Origin of the sequence: Tepidibacter formicigenes DSM 15518 (assembly GCF_900142235.1) — a bacterium.
GTDB lineage: Bacteria > Bacillota > Clostridia > Peptostreptococcales > Peptostreptococcaceae > Tepidibacter > Tepidibacter formicigenes.
This window is the reverse complement of sequence record NZ_FRAE01000022.1, coordinates 19,251-38,598: the sequence shown is the minus strand read 5'-3', so window position 1 is coordinate 38,598 and position 19,348 is coordinate 19,251. Positions and strand designations below refer to the sequence as shown.

Here is a 19,348-nt window from a genome sequence, read left to right as displayed (position 1 = left end):
ATCTTGTATTAGCATACCTTTCGGTATGTTATCCATGTGTATAGGGCAGGTTACCCACGCGTTACTCACCCGTCCGCCGCTAGGATCAAAGAGCAAGCTCTTATCTCCTCGCTCGACTTGCATGTGTTAGGCACGCCGCCAGCGTTCATCCTGAGCCAGGATCAAACTCTCAAAATAAAATTTCGTCTAATGCTACGCATTGACTCCATTTCGCCAACGAAATTCTAACGAATTTCCGTTGCTCAAACTGGCTTATGTGTTTTATATCCAGAATCACTTAGTGTGATTCATTATGACCTACTGTTTAATTTTCAAAGTTCAATTATTTCCTGTCTTAACGACAAGTAATAATATATCATCTTTATTTTATTACGTCAACACTTTTTTAATTTTTTTTAAAAAAAATATTTATTATCTAAACTAAATAATTCACTTCATGCTATCGCATGACTCATATCGCCAACGAGTTCTGACGAACTCTGTTGCTCAAAACTAGTTGTTACTTTCACTTTTTTATCAATGTTATCCATAAGTTAGTTATAATTTCCTTAAAGATGAAAAACAATATTAAAATCAAAAAAACTGGTTAGCCATTTAACCAACCAGTTTCTTATTTTACTCTTCTATATTATCGTTCATCAAATCATCCATCGTTTGTATATCATTTTCTTTTATCTCAGGAAATTGTACTTCTTTCCCAAAATCATAATACTTTCCATTTCCAATATAATTCATTTCACTAGTCATTCCAAACATATTCATATTCATGTTCATTTTTATATCCATTTTATCATACATTTTAGTCTCTTTTTCAATATAATATTTATATCCTATTTCCATATCCATATTCTCAATCATTGATTTTATCATTTGCTTAACCATTTCTTTATTTTGCTCATCAGATGCAAAATTTTCTATTTCTTCACTATCTTTATTTTGTTCATCTTCAATGTTAGCAACCTGTTCTACAGCCATATCTGCTGCTTTATCAGCAAATTGTTTCATAATTTCTTTAAATGCATCTTTATCTATATCTATAGATATTACATAATAATTCTTACCATCTAAAGTAACATCTTTATCATATTTAGCATACATTCCAAACATTTCTAACTGTTCTTTAGATACACCCACATTATTAAAATTTTGCCCAGTTAAACCTTGTAATTCGTTCATCATAGGATTCATATCCATTTTAAACCATTTTTCTTCACCTTCAGATTTTATATACATAATTCTATCTTTCATAAAAACTTCTGAATTAGTTTTAACTTCTCCTGATTCTTGATCTTTTACTACTACATTTTGCTTAACATACATAGTTTCTGGAGCTTCAAATTGAGCCTCTTGATTCATAATCATATTTATAGGCTGTTCATCTTCTTCAGATTTAACTTTTCCATTAATATTCATAGTCATTTCACATTTATATGTTTTTTTATCCATTAAGTTTTTAGTTGCATTATCTAGCATTTTAACAGCTGTTAATCCTTCTCTCGTTAAAGAAGTATTATAATAGTTTGCTGCCTTATCTATAATTTTTTTAGCTTCTTCTTGTGTTAATAATTCTTTTGGATTGAACTTTCCACCTTCTTCTATAATTCCTGCTTTTATACCGTATACTATGTATGACTTTGCCCAAGAAGATACTAACTCATCATATACAATTTCTATATGTTCTGTATCCATTCTCTTAGCAATTGCTTCTTCTCCTAAAGCTCTTACAAGTATTGTTACTGCTTCTTCTTTTGTAATATTTTTCTCTGGTTTAAACATATCACCATATCCTGATGATATTTTATTTTTCACTGCTGTTTCTACGTAAGGTATATCTTCAGCTTTTATATCTTTAAATGAAGTTTCAGTTGAGTCTACCAGCTCTATCTTAGCTAAATCCATGGCCATTTTTATAAATTCAATACGAGTAACTGTATTTTTCTCTTGTGCCATAGCTACACTTGTGAAAGATAATATAACAATTACAGCCATGGCTAATAATAATTTTAACTTTTTCAATTTAAACTCCCCTTCCTTTTTATGAATATCCAATATAAGGATATACATATATTTTATCATAGTCCCTCATATATTAATCTTAATTTTATCTTAAAATTTAAGTTACCTTTTTATGTAACACTTTTATTCATTATTTAATATATATGTATGGAGGGAAAAAAATTTATATCTGGAGGTATGGTTATGCATCATTATAAAAAAGATAAAAAATATAAAATGGAAATGGATATGATGAATCCTATGATGGGTATGCATTATATGTGCCCTATGATGAGTATGTATCATATGGGAATGTATCCCATGATGGGTATGAATCCTATGATGGATATGGATGAAATGAATATGATGAAGCCTATGGCATATATGGTTTATGTATATCCTATGATGGGTATGCAACAACCAGGTATGCACCATATGGGTATGAATCCTATGATGGGTATGTACCCTATGGGTATGAATCCTATGATGGATATGGATTATTATTGTGAAGAAGAAGAGGATGAAGAATAAAAGGCAGTTTTATCTGCCTTTTTCCTTTTCTTTATATTTAGTTGGACTTATGCCAGTTATCTTTTTAAAAACTCTACTAAAATAGTTAGGATCACTATATCCAATAGATTTTGATATGTTCTTTATACTTTTTCCATCAAGGAGCATTTTCTTAGATTCCTCTATTCTAATTTCAGTTAAAAAATCTATAAAATTTTTTCCTGTTTCTTGTTTAAAAAGCTTACTCAAATAATAAGGGCTTATAGCTAATCTTTGAGCTATATCTTCTAATTTTATGTCTTTATTATAATTTTTAAATATATAATTTTTAGCCAACTCAACTAATTCATTTTTATCATTATTTATTTCTAAAAAATATTTTTCTATTGATTCTATTATATCTTTTTTTACAGATTTTAAATTACCTTTATTTTTTTTAATTCTAAGCATTATATCTTCAAAATAAAATTTTTTTGTTTTACTGTATATGTTAAATCTTAACATACTCAAAAGTTCATATAAATTATATGCATTTTCTTCTTCCCAAATTATATCTTTTAGATTTTCAAAGGCATCTTTGTCTCCTTTTTCTACTTCTTTTATTATATTAATTTTATAATCAATATTAATATCTCTTTCACCTTGTATGTTATTAAAGTTGTTCATTAGACTTTTAGCTTTCACTTTCAGTATATTTTCTTTTATATTATTTATATCTTTTCCAATACAAATACCTATTTTTGTTTTTATATTGTATTTATTTAATATCAAATTATATATTTTATTTCTCTTTTCTGTATAATCTCTTTGGATGTTGTCTAAGTCTATTAAAACATATACTACATTATTGTAAACTGATACGATAGTTCTTTCTATATGTTTAAAATTCCTAGTTATTTCTCTATATAAATTCAAAAAATTCTCTTGTGATAATTTTTCTTCTCCTTCTACAGCTATAATACAATACATATCTAGTTTCAAATTTAAAATATTTAATTTATTTTTTATATTTTCTATATTTTCTTCCATTATTATTGATACAAGCTTTTCCTCAAGTATATTTTTTATTTCCGAAAGTTCCTCTTTAAGCTTAAATTTTTCCTTTCTATCTTCCTTTTCTTTTTCTATTTCATTTATTATATTTTCTAATACTTGTACTAACTTTGCTCTTCTTACTGGTTTTAATAAATAATCATAAGCGCCTATAGCAAAGCTTTCTTTTGCATAAGAAAAATAATCATACGCTGAAACCATAATAATTCTAATATCTTTATATTTTTTTCTTATCTCTTTTGCAGCTTCTATTCCATCTATTCCTGGCATTTTTATATCTAAAAAAACTATATCAGGTCTTAATTCATCAACAAGCTCTATGACTTCTCTTCCATTTTTAGCTTCTCCTACTATATTTATATTTTGGAAGTTCTTATTTATTATTAATTTAAATCCTTCTCTTTCTATAGGCTCATCATCTGCTAATAAAATTCTATGCATCTACATCTCCTACCTTTGGAATTTTAATACCTACAAGGCATCCTTCATCTAAGTTTTTTATATAAATTTCACTTTTTCCTTTAAAAAATATATTCAGCCTTTCTTTTATGTTATTTAATCCTATTCCTGTGGTATGTCCTTTTTTTATAGGCTTATTTTTGTAATCTAAATCAAATCCTTTTCCATTATCTATTACTTTTATGTGTATATATTCCTTTTCATCTTTTGCAATAAGTTTTATTATTCCTTTATCTTCTTTTCCTTCTAAACCATGCATAAAGGAATTTTCTACTATTGGCTGTATAGTGAGTGAAGGTATCTTATAACCTAAAATGCTTTCATCTATTTCCTCTATAAACTCTACCCTGTCTAAAAATCTTGTTTTTTGAATATGTATATATTCTTTTAAATTTCTTATTTCTTCTTTAAGCTGTACACTACTATCTATTTTTCTTAAATTATATCTTAAAATATCAGATAATGACTCTATTAAATCACAAGTTTTGTCTGCACCTTCAATTAAAGATGTTTTAGCAATCACATTTAAAGTGTTAAATAAAAAGTGAGGATTTATTTGTGATTGAAGTGCTAAAAAATGAGCTTCCTTTTCTAACTCTGTTTTCTTTTTAATTTCTTCTAAAAGATTCTTTATATTTTCAACCATTTTATTAAAGGCTTTAGATAGTATTCCCACTTCATCATTTGAGTTTATATTTATTTTTTCTATATTAAAATTTCCACTAGCTACTTGTTTTGCACCTTTAGTTAGTGAATTTATGCTTTTTACTATTTTCATGGAAAATACATAAGTGAATATTAAGCTTGTCGAAGATATAAATATTACCATAAACAAAAGTACTTTAATTAGATTTTGATTATATTTTAATATATTATTATAGTTAATAAATGCATCTTCAAATAAATTATTATTAATTTCTCCTATTACCTTTAATATATATCCATATACTTTATTTGCATTATTATAATTTTTCATGTAGCTTTCATCATAAGATGATAAAGCTATTCTAAATGTATCCTCACAATAGTTTTCATAATTATATATCATATTATATAAGTCTTTGCATCTCATGTAATTTTGTTCTGAAATTCTTTTATTTTGAAATTTATAAACACTAAATTTCGTATCATCTATAGAATAATATATCTCATCTATATAATCTCTAGATCTTGTTAAAAGAAATTTATCTAAGTTCTTCTTACTTTCTATTATATGAACCTGTATTTTATTTAATATAAATATGTTCTCAATTAAGTTATTGTATTCTTTTGATACATCATAAATTATATATATACTATAACTGCTTATCCAAGCTGAAATTATTATTATTATCAAATAACTAACTATAAGTTTTTCTTTTATAGATACAAATTTACTCTTCATTTAGCGTCTCCTTGTTTACATATTTTAGATTTGTAAATATAGTATCTTCTACAAATTCATTTTTCTTTATTTTATACATTGCTTTAACTGCTTTATATCCTATATCATATGGATTTCTAACTAAGCTTCCTTCAATAACTCCTATTTTTATAAATCTTAGTGTTTCTTCTAAGTCATCCATTCCTACAATTTTAATTTTACCAACCTTATTAAGTCTTACTAATACTTTTCCAGCCGTTGATGTTGCATAACCATCTGTACAAATTAATCCTTTTAAATCTCTATTTTTTATTATCATATTCTTTATAACTTCATATGTATTTATTCCTTTACTATCTATATAGCTCGTATCTACAATAGATACATTTTTATTTTTTATTATTTCATCATGTATTCCTATAAGCTTTAAGCCGTCTTCTTTATTTTCCATTATAACCCCTATATTTCCTCTATAATCTATACTCTCTAATAATCTATTAGCCAGTAAATTTCCTATATAATAGCTATTTGTTCCTATATAGGCATTCCTTTTACTTTTTGGTGTATCTTCTTCTACTGTGACAAACTGTACACCTTTTTTTATACATTTATCTATTAAATTTTTATAGCTTTCTTCATTTAATGAATATGAAATTATTCCATCTACATTAGATTCCAGTTCTCTATCTATAAAATCTAAATGAGTAGATTTATCAAAGTACTCATTTTTTAATACAGTTATTGTAACACCTAATTCTTTTGCTGCATCTCTTGCTCCTTCTTCAACTCTAGTCCAATATGAATCTTCTTGTTTTAATATAAGCGCAAAATGATATTTACCTGTTTTTATATAATATTGATTTTGATTTTTTTTTAACATAGATCTTGGATTTAAAAAAATTGTTATAACAATCATAAAAATGGTTAAAATAACTATATACTTCTTCATAATATCCCCCAATATACAAAAACCCTGAAATATATTTTTCAGGGTTCTTTTTATTATTATTAAAAATATATATTCTATTTTTAAAATGTTCTTCCCTTCTTTTTATTGTAAATATCTACAAATACAGCTATTACTAATATTAACCCTTTCACTATTAACTGCCAATATGCCTCAGTATTTAATATACTCATTCCATTATCTATAGATGCCATAACAAGAGCACCTAAAACAGCTCCAATTATAGTCCCTTCTCCTCCAAGAAGTGATGTTCCTCCTATAACACAAGATGCAACTGCATCAAGCTCAAATCCATTACCAGCGTCTGTTGTAGCTGTTCCTAATCTTGCAGTTAATAATATCCCAGCAATAGCTGCCATAAGTCCAGATATTATAAATATTTGAAGAGTTCTTTTCTTTATATCTATACCTGAAAGCCTTGCTGCTTCTTTATTTCCTCCTATTGCAAATACCTGTCTTCCAAATTTTGTTTTAGTTGCTACAAAGCTTAATATTAAAGCTAAGCCTAATACTATCATTATTGGCATTGGAATTCCTTTATATGAATTCATAAGTAAAACAAATCCCATAATTATAGCTACATATATAACTAAATAAATTATTTCTAAAGCCATAGATTTAACTTTAAATCCAAATTTAATTCTAGCATTTCTTTTCTTAAAAGCACTTATTACAACAAATATACATGCTATTATCGCAATTATTAATCCTAAAGTTTTTGGCACATAAGCAGTTCCTAAAAATCTAAATCCAGCATCACTTATAGGAATTGATTCTCCTCTAGATATTCCCATTATTGCTCCTCTATAAGCAAGCATACCACCTAAAGATGCTATAAACGCTGGAACTCCTGCGTTTACCCATGTACCTGTTATAACTCCACATACTACCCCTAAAGCCATGGTAAGTATTATTGCTATAAATGGATTTAATCCTAATTTATACATAAGTAATGCACAAACCCCACCAGTCAATCCAACTAATGATCCTAATGATAAATCTATGTGTAAGTCTACTAATATCATAAACATACCCATGGCCAATACCGCTGTTACAGCCATTTGTTTAAATAGATTTGACATATTTCTAGGTGTTAAAAAAGTTCCACTCTTATCAAGAAAGCTAAATAAAATCCATATACCAACAAGAGCTATAATCATAGTATACTTTCTAATATCTATTTGTCTTTTTTGTATATCTTTAATAGAAGCTTTACTCATTTTTTTCACTTCTCCTTCCTGTCGCAAAGTACATTACTTCCTCTTGGGTCGCATCTTCATAATTTAATTCACCTTTAATTTTACCTTCATGCATTACAAGTATCCTATCTGACATCCCTAATATTTCTGGAAGCTCTGATGAAATCATTACAACAGCAACTCCCTTTTCTACTAACTGATTCATTATATTATATATCTCATATTTAGCCCCTACATCTATACCTCTTGTAGGTTCATCTAGGAATAAAATTTTAGGTTCTGTCATTAGCCATTTTGCAAGTACAACTTTTTGCTGGTTTCCTCCAGATAAGTTCCCTACTTTTTGCTCAATATGAGGAGTTTTAGTTTTAAGCTCATCTACATATTTATTTGTATGATAAATCTCTTTGTTTTCATCTAATATTCCACCCGTTAAAACCTTATCTAGTGAAGCCAAGGTAGTGTTAACCATAATACTTTGGCTAAGTACTAATCCATTTCCCTTTCTATCTTCAGTCACCAATGCAAGCCCATTCTTTATGGCATCCATAGGTGAATTGATTTCAACTTTATTATTTTCTAAATAAATTTCACCCTCTGCTAATTTTCCATATGCTCCAAAAATACCCATAATAAGCTCTGTTCTACCAGCACCAACAAGTCCTGATATCCCAAGTATCTCTCCTTTTTTAACGTTAAAAGAAACATCATCAACAAGCTTTTTATCTGGATTGTTTGGGTCATAAACAGTAAAGTTTTTTACTTCAAGTATTGTTTCTTCACCTTTATGAACTACCTTTGGATATCTTTCTGTAAGTTCTCTCCCTACCATTTTTTGTATTATTTTATCCTCATCTAACTCTTCTATATCATGAGATGATATTGTTTGTCCATCTCTTAGAATAGTTACAGTATCTGCTATTTCAAATATTTCCTCAAGCTTATGAGTGATTATTATAAAAGTTATTCCTGTTTTTTTAAGCTCCTTTATTATTCTAAATAAAGTTTCAACCTCACTTTCAGTAAGTGCTGCTGTAGGCTCATCAAGTATTAATACTTCTACATCCTTGGATAAAGCCTTAGCGATTTCTACTAACTGTTGAATACCTACTCCTAAAGTTCCTACTTTAGTAGAAGGGTTTATATTAAGACCTAATCTATCTATTAAATCTTTAGCCATATAATTTAATTTATCATCATCTATTGTAGTACTTCCAAACTTTAGAGGCTCATTAGCTAAATATATATTTTCAGCAACTGTCATTTGAGGAACAAGTGCCAATTCTTGATACACTATAGCTATTTTCTTTTTTTCTGAATCTTTTATTCCATAAAACTTTTGAACTTCATCTTTTAATACTATATCTCCACTATAGCTGCCATAAGGATAAACACCACTTAATACTTTCATTAAAGTAGATTTACCAGCCCCATTTTCTCCACATAGAGCATGTACTTCCCCTTTTTTAACTTTAAAATTTACATTATCTAATGCTTTAACACCAGGAAATTCTTTAGTTATTCCCCTCATTTCTAAAATATATTCACTCATAGGGCCACCTCCTAATGACTTATTTAAATAAAGAGGTTAGAAAAACTAACCCCTTTATTTATAAATTAATATTATTGTTTTGGTCTTTGATCTTCTGGTATGTTTTTATAAATTTCTTCAAATGGATGATAGTTATCTTTTACTATTGTATCCATCATATTTTCTTTATCTACAACTACAGGTTCAAGAAGTACAGATGGAACATCTATTTTACCATTGTTTACTTTATTGTTTGTTTCTACTTCTTCCTTTTTAGCAAGCTTAATAGCAGTGTCTAAAGCAGTTTCAGCAAGCTTTGGTATTGGTTTATACACTGTCATGCTTTGAAGACCTTCAACTATTCTTTGACAAGCTGCAAGCTCTGCATCTTGACCTGTTACAGGTACCTTACCAGCTAATTGTTGCTCAGCAAGTGCTGAAATAGCTCCTCCACCAGTACCATCATTAGCACAAATTACAGCATCAACTTTATTTTTATTAGCAGTTAAGGCATTTTCCATATGCTTTTGAGCTTCTGATGGCTGCCAGTCTTTAGACATTTGATCGTAAACTAAATTTATATCTCCTTTATCTATAAATGGTTTTAGTATATCCATGGCACCTTTTTTGAATAAGTGAGCATTATTATCTGTAGGAGCTCCTCCTATATAGACATAGTTTCCTTTTGGAACAAGTTTAGTTATATATTCAGCTTGAAGTCTACCAACTTTTTCATTATCAAAAGATACATAAACGTCTACATCAGAATTTTTTATTAATCTATCATAAGAAAGAACTGGTATTCCTTCTTCATGTGCAGCTTCAACAATTGATGCTGCAACTTCAGCATTGTGTGGTGCAACCATTAAAACATCTACACCTTGAGAAATTAAATTTTCTGCTTGTGCTATTTGCTTATTGTCATCACCGTTAGCAGCTTGTATTAATATTTCTACACCAAGCTCTTTAGCTCTAGCCATTAATACATCTCTATCCTTTTGCCATCTTTCTTCCTTTAAAGTATCCATTGAAAATCCTATAACAATTTTGTCATCATTTGCTCCATTATCACTTGTTTGTTCTTCAACACTTTGACCACATCCAGCAAAAACTCCCATAGTAAGAGCTGCTATAGATAAAACAGCCACTGTTTTTTTTAATTTTTTAAAAGCCATTAATATAACCTCCTCTTGAAAATGTTTTCCTTGTTGTGAAAATGTTTTCCTTTGATGATTTTATTATATCACCTTAACAATTAAAATAATTGTCGTCTATCTTCACTTTTTAGTCAATTTTCAAAAAATTCATTTTTTTACCCTTCACTTTTTTGCTCTATAGTTAATAAAACAGCAAAAAAGGTAAGACACTTGTCCTACCTTTTTTCATAAAAAGCTAATGCTCCAGCCCCTACTAAGCCACAATCCTTTCTTTGAGCTTTTTCTATCTTACATATTTGTGTGCTGGCTTTTAAAGACATATTATTGATAGTTTCTATCATCTTATCATAGAACATTTCTAAAGCGTTTGAAACTCCTCCACCTATACTTATTTTTTCTGGATTATAAAGAGCCATTATATTAAAAAGTCCTATGCCAAGATAATACCCTTCATTTTCTACTATTTCAAGTGCTAGCTTATCACCTTTTTTTGCTGCTTCAAATACATGTTCAGCCTTTAATTTTCCTTTTCCTTTAATTTGAGAAATTAAACTTTCTCTTCCCTCTAAAAGCTTTTCCTCTGCAATTCTTTCTATAGCAGTTCCTGAAGCAAATGCTTCTAAGCATCCATTATTTCCACAGTTGCACTTAGGCCCATTAATACTTATAATTGTATGACCTACTTCAAATGCATTTGAATTTCCTCCCTTTTGGAGTTTTCCGTCTATTACGGCTCCTCCACCTACTCCTGTGCTAACTGTTATGTATATAAAGTTTCTCGAACCTTTCCCAAACCCAAATAAATATTCACCTAAAGCAGCTGCATTTCCGTCATTTTCAAGCTTTATAGGAATATTTTTAAAATCACCTGAAAGATTTTTTACTATTTCAACATTTTTCCAACCTTTTAAATTTGCACTTTCTATTATTACTCCTCTTTCACTATCTAAAGGCCCAGGAGAACCTATTCCTATTCCTTTTAAATCTTCTTTTTTTAAATTAAGTTTCTTTAATAATTCATAAATAGCATTTTTTATATTTTTAATAGCATTTTCTGGTCCTTTTTCTACTTCAGTTAAGATTTTAATGTCATCTAGAACTTCTCCATTTTTAGTCATAATACCTATATTAATTTTAGTTCCGCCTAAATCAATAGCGCAATATAAATCTGTCATATGTATACACCCCTATAATTTTTATAAATATTAAACTTATTCTATCAAGTTGTCAACAGTGGGTCAATATTTTTTGACAAAAAAAACAAAACCACTTGAAAACTCAAGTGGCTTAATTTCTCATTATTATAAATGCCATATATACTACATAAGATAAGCTTAAAAACATTCCTTCTCCTCTATATACAGTTCTCTTTGTTATAGCAAATAAATAAGTTATTATAGTAACTATCAAAAGATAAATCATATCAACAAATATAATAGAATTTATAGGAATAGGTCTTATAACTGATGATATTCCAAGTACAAATAATAAGTTAAACATATTAGAACCTATAACATTTCCCATTGCAATATCACTTTCGTTTTTAAATGCTGCTACAATAGATGTTACAAGTTCTGGAAGAGATGTTCCAACCGCTACAATAGTAAGTCCTACTAAATTTTGACTCATTCCAAATCTTATAGCAATAGAAGAGCTTGCATTTACTACCCATTCTGATCCAAACATTATTCCTATTATTCCTACTATGCTAATTATTATACTTTTACCTAATGATATATCTTTTACTTCCTCTTTATAATCTTCTTTTGAGAGTATTGCCATCTCTACAAGATAATATAAAAATATTAAAAATAAAGATAAAAGTATAAGTCCATCAGCTCTAGATAATATATCAACACTAGCTCCTTGTAATGGTATATCTGCACACAGTATAAACAATACTAGCGAAGTTAAAATAGTAAAAGGAAATTCCTTTAATATAGTTCCTTTTTGAACTTTCATAGGATTTATCACAGAAGATATTCCTATTACAAGTAAAAAATTAAATAAATTAGAGCCTATAACATTACCAAGTGCAATTTCATTTGAACCCTTAAGTGCAGCATTTATACTTACTGCCGCTTCAGGAGCACTTGTACCGAACGCAACAATAGTAAGCCCTATAAGTATAGGGGGAACCCTAAACTTTTTTGCTATTGATGAAGATCCATCTACAAAAAAATCTGCCCCTTTTATTAAAAATATAAATCCTGCTATTAATACTAAATAATCCAAATAGATCATCCTTTCTTTATGTAAAAAATAACCTCTAATATAGTATACTACTTTTCTTGTGAAATACAATTATATTATTAACCTTATCTATTAGTATCAATCTTTCTAATCTATTTTATAAAAAAATGCACAAAATATAATACCATCCTTTCCCTTATTCCAAAATCTTCTATGAAATGTTACAATATTATTACAATATAATTTCATTATAATTACAATTAATATTGAAATTATAAATTTTTTACTAGAGAGGATAAATAGTATGAATTTAAAAAAGCATTATTTAATTACAATGATTGCTATTTTAATACTTTTCTTTAGTATTTTCTCAATTTTAACAAAACTATTTTTGAATAAAGGCTTTTTATCTATCGAAAAAAAGTATAAAGATACTCAAATAAATATAATCCAAACTTTACTAGAAAACGAAAAATATTCTTTATCCAATATAGTTCTAGAAAATTCTTATTGGAATGAAATTTATAATGCAGTAGAAAATAAAAATATAGATTGGATTAATAATAATTTAGTATATTATTTTTCAAGTCAATATGATTATGATTTTATTAAAATATTAGATAAAGATAAAACTCCTATTATAAATTATTCAAAATATGATATAGACCTTAATATAAATAAAATAGATATAATAAATTCAACATTCAAAAATTCTCAGCAGTATACAGACTTAGTAAATATTGATTCTAATTTTTACATTATATCTTCTTCTCCTATTTTTGATGGCCTAGGAAATAAAGCTCCTTCTGGATACATGATAATTGCAGATAGAATAGATACATCAAAATTAGAAAACTTAATAAAAAAAATTTATAATTTTGAAAGTTTAACTTTTCTATCTAATAAAAATATATATTTTAATATTAAATATTCAACTTATATTCCTTTAAAAAATAACAATAATGAAACATTAGGTTTTATAAAAATAATCCCAAAAAAAGATAATATAAAAGATTATTTTTACAAAATACATATTATATTTTTAATAATATTTTTCATAATGTTATTAATATTTATTTATTTTATGAATAGAATATTTGAGACTATAAATTCTAAGATTAAATCTACAGTTCATCAAATAGATTTAATATCAAAGGGCAATTATAATATTAAATTAAATTCAAATACCAACATTGAAGAGTTTGATATGCTGTCTAATTCAGTAAATAATCTTTCAAAGACAATAAAAGAAAAAATTGATGAAAACAACAAAAATTATATAGAAATAATAGAAGCTATTATGGTTTCATTAGAAGTAAAAGATAGCTATACCGTTGGTCATTCTCATAGAGTTGCTAACTACTCTAAAAAAATAGCTAAAAAACTTAATTTGAAAAACATAAGAGAAATTGAAGTTGCAGCATTAATTCATGATATAGGAAAACTTGGAATTCCTGAATCTATTCTAAATAAACCAGAAAGATTAACTGATGATGAGTTTGATATAATAAAAACTCATCCTGAAAAAGGATATAAAATTTTAGAAAAAATATCTTATATGGACAATATAAAACACATAGTAAGATTCCATCACGAAAGAATAGATGGTAAAGGTTATCCTTTAGGATTTAAAGGAAATGATATTCCTTTAGAATCTAAAATAATAGCTGTTGCTGATGCTTTTGATGCTATGACATCAGATAGATGTTATAGAAGTAAATTTAATATAGACCAAGCTGTTGATATATTAAATGAAAATAAAGGTTCTCAATTTGATCCTACTATAGTGGACTGTTTCATAGAAGTTTTGAATGAAGATATGGAATTTAAAAAAAGCTTTGCTTTATAATATAAACAAGGATTCTATAAATAAATTTGTGTAAACTTCAAATTGATTTATAGAATCCATTATATTATTATAATGCTAAAATACTTATTGCTATATAATGTATTTTAATCTGTATCTGTAAAGCACATAACCCACAGTTTTCTTGTAGTAATATTTACTATTATATACGTCCTATCCCAGGCTATACCAAAGAAATAATCATTCCACACTCCTGGTGTGAAATAAAGATATAAATCTGAATTTATATTCTCACAAATAACATTATACAATCTTTTAGAAAGCTCTATAGACTCTTCTTCTGTTTCTAAAGTTTTCATAGCACCTCCAACTTCAAAATGATGTATAAAAGTGTCTTTTATATCTTTCTCATTTGTTTTTATTTCATAATAACATTCATTTATATGTTCATAATCAACATATTTATTTTCAAAAAAATTCACTAAAGGCTCTGTATGAAATAAAGCTTGTACAAATATATTATCAAATTTCTCTTTTCTCAATATTTTTATAAAATCTTCTCCAAATTCAAAACATTTAATTCTAACGTCATTTTCATCTTGATATACCTTATCAACTAGTTCTTCTTTAATTTTTATTATAGGATGATTGTCAATTAATACTAGTTTAAAGTCAACACTATTTAAACTCTCTATTAATCTTTTTCTCTTAATATTTGAATTCTCTATCATATATTCAACTCCTTTTAATAATATTCTACAAATAATATATTTTTAAATACTATAAACTAATTTATTTACAAGGGTATCCTGTGATAAATTCAAATCCATATTTATTTGGACTTTCTTGTAAAACAAATATAGCATTTTTAATCTGTTCTTTAGGAATTACATTCCCATTTCTATAACCAAAACCTAAAGAATTATTTCCTATGTATTCTATTCTTAATCTACGCTCTCCATTTCGACCTGTTATAAATTGTACATTTCTATTATTAAAGTTTCTGTTTTTACCGTCTATCCAATTCGCAATATCATCACTATTATTTTTCAACATCTCTTCTAAAGTATTTAACAATGTATCTTTACTTTTCCATCTTGTTGCAGGTCTATTAGGTACATTTTTACTTCTATTTTTAATATCTCTATCATTAACTTTAACATGTCTTTCCTGCATATGTCCATTACGATCTTTTGCTAATTCTTCTAATTCTGAACGATTATTAGCAACTTGTTTTATTTCTGAACTACTTTTTTTAGAAGTACGATTCATTCTACGTTGAGAATCAGGTAAGTTCATACTAGCTTTATATCCGCCAAGTTGAGAAGCTAAATAAAAACCAACAGCAAATGTTCCACCAACTTTACCAACAGCTACTTCAGCAGAACTTACACTTACTCCCCATGATCCTCCAGCACCAGCAAGTGCTACTTTTGCTGAATCATAGTTTATTCTAGGCAATGATATTTTAATATTTTTTAAGTTATTAATTTGATCTTTAACCCAACTATAATTTTTTCTAATCACTTCATTTTCAACATAGGCTAATGCCATTACAGCAATATGCGCTTGAGTTTCACCATAACAATAATAATAATCTTTTTGATTAGCTTTTACAATATTAGTTTCGCCAAACCATTCTGTTAGTTTTCCTAGACCTTTATTAGATAAATCGGTTATACCAAAGCTATAGTCTGAGCCTATTGCAGTAACTATACCTTTATTTATCATTGTAATCTCATTTTCTGTAAAACAATGTCTGTCTATACCAAAAGCATCACTATATATAAAATCTTTGACCATATTTTCAATTTTATCAAGATCTATTTTAAGGGATAAATCAAAATCCCTTATACTTCTTCTTGTTCTTCGTGATGATGAACTTCTATTTATATCACTTGGACTAGGGATATTTGTACCAATTGTTAATGCTTGTACTAAATTTCCTCCGGACATAATATACGGTATAGCTTGCGTTAATGAAGTTTGAATCTTAACTATTGTATCTTCATAAAATTTAATTGTTCCATCTTCAATACCTGCATTTAAGAAATATACATTCTGTTCTTCACCTTTATATTTGTAAGTAACTTTTATTATATTTTTTAATGTAGAATCAGCAACAGATGAACCTTCTATTGAATAACTCAATCTGTATTTATGATCTTCATCGTAATCACTTCCACAACCATGAACTCTTATATAATATCTTCCTGGACGTAAAGTTTTTTCTATATGTTCATCTTCTCCATCATTATTTATAGAAGAATCTATTTTATCTTCATCGTCATCGTATAGTTTTAAGTCATAGTCTAATCTTCTCGGAATATTAGTTAAATCTATTCTTATTGTACTTTCTCTTTCGACTTCAATTCTATAATAATCTCTATCATCATCGTCATGTATAGTAGCATATATAGTATTTGAGTCTCCACTTAATCTTGTTGCTTCATCAAAATCATTATTATCTTCATATCTATCTTTGTCTACTCTACTACCTCCAGAAGAATACCATTTTGCTCTTACATGATACGAATGATTTCTATCATAATCACGTCTTCCAGCACCTTCAATTTTTATGTAATAATACCTTCCACCTCTTACAGGTAATCTTTCTATTAGTTCTTGGTCTCCATCTCCACCACTAGTTGATCTTGCAATTCTGTCATAGTCATCATCGTATACATAAAGTGATACTACTATATTGAGATTTTCACTTTCAAATGGCCATTTAAAAATTTAATAAAATCTCTTCACATAAATAAAGACAATCGAAATTCAAAAAAATTTCACTTTTTTTAAATTTTTTTGAAAAAATCAAAAAAATAAAAAACAAGTCAAAGCAGCTTGTTAATAAGCTTTTTCGACTTGTTCCTTATATATTTTTTTAAGTGTATTTTTATTCTAAATAAATAACATTTAATTCTTTATGTTTATATTTTTGAGTAAATATTTTATGTAAAATTAATTCATTTGAAGGAAAAGAATCCATTAAAGTAAAACAAATACAAGCTAATGCAGCTGCAATCCAAATAAACTTTTTACATTCATTAGATTTTTTTTGTTTTTTTCTCTTTGTAATTTTTGAAACTTTCTCCACTCAAACTCAATTTCTTTACCAGAAATATTAACATTATCTACTTCTTCTTTTAAAATATCTTCTAGTAAAATATCTATTTCATCTTTTTTATTCATATGTTTCACCTTCTGCCTTTAATAAATTATTTAATATCCTTTTTGCTCTATTTATCCTAGTTATAACTGTATTTACATTTAAGTTTAATTTATTAGCAATTTCATTGCAAGATAGTTCATTATAGTATCTTAAAAAAATAACTTCTTTATATTTTATATCTAATTTCAAAATAGAATTTCTTACTTTATTTCTAATTTCTTTTTTATGTACTTTTTCAATTACTTTACTTTTAGTACTTTCTATTTCAATATCTAATACTTCAGTATTATCTACTAAATCTATTTTACAAATTATTTTTTAATAAAATCATAAAAATTACCATATCCATTTTCTGCAAATTCATATATTATAGATTCTGGAAATAAATATTCATTTTCTAGATTTATATAATTTCCATATTTTTCATTAAAAATATCATCTAAATAAATATATCTTCACTTATCAAATACTCTTCTTTTTTAACATGATTATTATTTATTTTAAATTGAGTAAACAATACTTCCCATAAGCCTAGAATTTGTTACTTTAGCAAATAAAAACTCCATTCATTCACCTTCTTGCATAATATTTTCATAGTATATTTAAAATACTATTTTTAATTAAATAAATGTTATAATAAATGTAATTTATAATTTTCTATTTATTATAGTAAAATAATATTATTATATCTTATAAAGGTGGTGACTTGATGAAAAAAATAGCAGCTTTTTTCGATATCGATGGAACTTTATATAGAGATTCATTAATGGTTGAACATTTTAAAAAACTTATTAAATACGATATAATCGATCCTTCTCTTTGGCACTCTCATGCAAAAAAAACTTTTTTAAACTGGGATAAAAGGCAGGGAAACTATGATGATTATTTACTAGAACTAGCAGAAATATATATAAATTCTATAAAAGGACTTACTAAAAGAAGTATAGATTTTACCAGTAAACAGGTAATCAATTTAAAAGCTGAAAGAGTATATAGATATACTCGCTCTAAAATAAAGTATCACGTAAATAATAATCATATAGTTATATTCATATCTGGCAGTCCAGATTTTCTAGTAAGAAAAATGGCTAAAAAATATAATGTAACAGATTATATAGGAAGTAACTATATATTTGAAAATGATATATTTACAGGTAAAGTTATTCCTATGTGGGATTCAGAAAGTAAAAATAAAGCAATAAATAACTTTGTAAAAAAATATGATTTAGATTTAGAAAAATCTTTTGCTTATGGAGATACTAATGGAGACTTCACAATGCTCAAAAGAGTAGGAAATCCAGTAGCTATAAATCCCGCAAAAGAACTTTTATGCAACATAAAGAAGGACCCTTATCTTTCTAAAAATACAAAAATTATAGTTGAAAGAAAAGATGTCATATATAATTTAGACCCTAGTGTTAGCATATCAATTGAAAATGGGGATTTATAGCCCCATCTTCCCTTTTATTTTTTCATAATAATAATTTATAAATAATCCATAAGCATAATCATATGCTAAAAAAAATACTTGAGAAATCAAAATAATAATTATATTTATTTTAACGAAAATAAAATTTTTTATTATAGAATATCCTATAAAAAATATTATATTAAAACTTAAAAATTTTAGTGAATACTCTATAATTAAATTTCTGTTTTTTTCTATTAAATACTTTATAAGCCCGTATATACCAAAAAACAATATATAAGGAATTAAGTATATTTTATTTGGTATTAATACTATAGAAAGTAAAGCCGAAGCTGTATAAAACAACAATCCACTCTTAAATCCATTTTCTATTATTACTAAAGAAATTGGAAGAGATGATATACCTAAAAAAAACAACCTATTAGTTGGAATTATGCTAGAAAAAAATAAAAAAATCTGATTAATTCCTAAAAGTATTCCCAAAAAAGATACCCTTTTACTCATAGTATT

At 26.7% G+C, this 19,348-nt stretch carries 17 protein-coding genes, 1 rRNA gene and 1 pseudogene; 3 read left to right on the top strand and 16 right to left on the bottom strand.

Annotation, left to right across the window (positions count from 1 at the left end; translation table 11 throughout):
* Both BUA77_RS06080 and BUA77_RS06075 read right to left on the bottom strand, forming a co-directional pair.
* Window positions 1-177, bottom strand: a 16S ribosomal RNA gene (locus BUA77_RS06080); the annotation flags it as partial.
* Between the two features lie 438 nt (window positions 178-615).
* Window positions 616-2,016: an S-layer homology domain-containing protein gene (locus BUA77_RS06075; protein WP_159428957.1), complete on the bottom strand. Its 1,401-nt coding sequence runs from the start codon at window positions 2,014-2,016 to the stop codon at window positions 616-618.
* Between the two features lie 183 nt (window positions 2,017-2,199).
* Between BUA77_RS06075 and BUA77_RS06070 the strand changes: the two genes are divergently transcribed.
* Window positions 2,200-2,526 carry a hypothetical protein gene (locus BUA77_RS06070; RefSeq protein ID WP_072888308.1) on the top strand — a complete coding sequence of 109 codons (327 nt, stop codon included), beginning with the start codon at window positions 2,200-2,202 and terminating at the stop codon, window positions 2,524-2,526.
* 9 nt (window positions 2,527-2,535) lie between these two features.
* On the opposite strand, the gene BUA77_RS06065 is transcribed toward BUA77_RS06070, so the two are convergent.
* The 8 genes from BUA77_RS06065 to BUA77_RS06030 all read right to left on the bottom strand — a co-directional run bounded on the left by BUA77_RS06065 (window position 2,536) and on the right by BUA77_RS06030 (window position 12,478).
* Complete coding sequence (locus tag BUA77_RS06065) at window positions 2,536-3,999, bottom strand: response regulator (RefSeq protein ID WP_072888306.1); 1,464 nt, start codon at window positions 3,997-3,999, stop codon at window positions 2,536-2,538.
* The gene (locus BUA77_RS06060) at window positions 3,992-5,401 is read right to left on the bottom strand and encodes a sensor histidine kinase (protein WP_072888304.1); all 1,410 of its coding nucleotides are present in this window, start codon (window positions 5,399-5,401) and stop codon (window positions 3,992-3,994) included. Before BUA77_RS06060 ends, BUA77_RS06065 begins: the two co-directional genes overlap by 8 nt.
* Window positions 5,391-6,329 carry a substrate-binding domain-containing protein gene (locus tag BUA77_RS06055; protein WP_072888302.1) on the bottom strand — a complete coding sequence of 313 codons (939 nt, stop codon included), beginning with the start codon at window positions 6,327-6,329 and terminating at the stop codon, window positions 5,391-5,393. Before BUA77_RS06055 ends, BUA77_RS06060 begins: the two co-directional genes overlap by 11 nt.
* An 80-nt stretch (window positions 6,330-6,409) precedes the next feature.
* Window positions 6,410-7,567 (bottom strand): sugar ABC transporter permease, encoded by a 1,158-nt coding sequence (locus BUA77_RS06050; RefSeq protein ID WP_072888316.1) that lies wholly within the window; start codon window positions 7,565-7,567, stop codon window positions 6,410-6,412.
* Window positions 7,560-9,098 (bottom strand): xylose ABC transporter ATP-binding protein, encoded by a 1,539-nt coding sequence (locus BUA77_RS06045; protein WP_072888300.1) that lies wholly within the window; start codon window positions 9,096-9,098, stop codon window positions 7,560-7,562. The genes BUA77_RS06050 and BUA77_RS06045 overlap by 8 nt, the downstream gene beginning before the upstream one ends.
* Before the next feature lie 71 nt (window positions 9,099-9,169).
* Window positions 9,170-10,252, bottom strand: a complete 1,083-nt coding sequence (gene xylF / locus BUA77_RS06040; RefSeq protein ID WP_072888299.1) for a D-xylose ABC transporter substrate-binding protein — start codon at window positions 10,250-10,252, stop codon at window positions 9,170-9,172.
* 197 nt (window positions 10,253-10,449) lie between these two features.
* Entirely contained in the window at window positions 10,450-11,409 is a 960-nt protein-coding gene (locus BUA77_RS06035) for an ROK family protein (protein WP_072888297.1), read from the bottom strand.
* A 112-nt stretch (window positions 11,410-11,521) separates the two neighbouring features.
* The gene (locus BUA77_RS06030; RefSeq protein ID WP_334292347.1) at window positions 11,522-12,478 is read right to left on the bottom strand and encodes a calcium/sodium antiporter; all 957 of its coding nucleotides are present in this window, start codon (window positions 12,476-12,478) and stop codon (window positions 11,522-11,524) included.
* Window positions 12,479-12,731: 253 nt separating this feature from the next.
* Here BUA77_RS06030 and BUA77_RS06025 point away from each other — a divergent pair, with 253 nt between their 5' ends.
* Window positions 12,732-14,276, top strand: a complete 1,545-nt coding sequence (locus BUA77_RS06025; RefSeq protein WP_072888293.1) for an HD domain-containing phosphohydrolase — start codon at window positions 12,732-12,734, stop codon at window positions 14,274-14,276.
* Between the two features lie 104 nt (window positions 14,277-14,380).
* Here the strand turns inward: BUA77_RS06025 and BUA77_RS06020 are convergent, their stop codons facing one another.
* The 5 genes and pseudogenes from BUA77_RS06020 to BUA77_RS13775 all read right to left on the bottom strand — a co-directional run bounded on the left by BUA77_RS06020 (window position 14,381) and on the right by BUA77_RS13775 (window position 17,625).
* Window positions 14,381-14,965, bottom strand: a complete 585-nt coding sequence (locus BUA77_RS06020) for a hypothetical protein (RefSeq protein ID WP_072888291.1) — start codon at window positions 14,963-14,965, stop codon at window positions 14,381-14,383.
* A gap of 61 nt (window positions 14,966-15,026) precedes the next feature.
* Complete coding sequence (locus tag BUA77_RS06015) at window positions 15,027-16,385, bottom strand: RNase A-like domain-containing protein (RefSeq protein ID WP_072888289.1); 1,359 nt, start codon at window positions 16,383-16,385, stop codon at window positions 15,027-15,029.
* Window positions 16,386-16,433: 48 nt separating this feature from the next.
* Window positions 16,434-16,640, bottom strand: a pseudogene (locus BUA77_RS14805) (pre-peptidase C-terminal domain-containing protein); the annotation flags it as partial.
* Window positions 16,641-17,246: 606 nt separating this feature from the next.
* Window positions 17,247-17,429, bottom strand: coding sequence for a hypothetical protein (locus BUA77_RS06005; protein ID WP_072888287.1), 183 nt, complete (start codon window positions 17,427-17,429; stop codon window positions 17,247-17,249).
* Entirely contained in the window at window positions 17,422-17,625 is a 204-nt protein-coding gene (locus BUA77_RS13775) for an RNA polymerase sigma factor (RefSeq protein WP_278280556.1), read from the bottom strand. Before BUA77_RS13775 ends, BUA77_RS06005 begins: the two co-directional genes overlap by 8 nt.
* Before the next feature lie 493 nt (window positions 17,626-18,118).
* Here BUA77_RS13775 and BUA77_RS05995 point away from each other — a divergent pair, with 493 nt between their 5' ends.
* Complete coding sequence (locus tag BUA77_RS05995) at window positions 18,119-18,859, top strand: HAD family hydrolase (protein WP_072888285.1); 741 nt, start codon at window positions 18,119-18,121, stop codon at window positions 18,857-18,859.
* Here the strand turns inward: BUA77_RS05995 and BUA77_RS05990 are convergent.
* Entirely contained in the window at window positions 18,854-19,342 is a 489-nt protein-coding gene (locus BUA77_RS05990) for a hypothetical protein (RefSeq protein WP_072888283.1), read from the bottom strand. The genes BUA77_RS05995 and BUA77_RS05990 overlap by 6 nt on opposite strands.
* Window positions 19,343-19,348 lie beyond the last annotated feature (6 nt).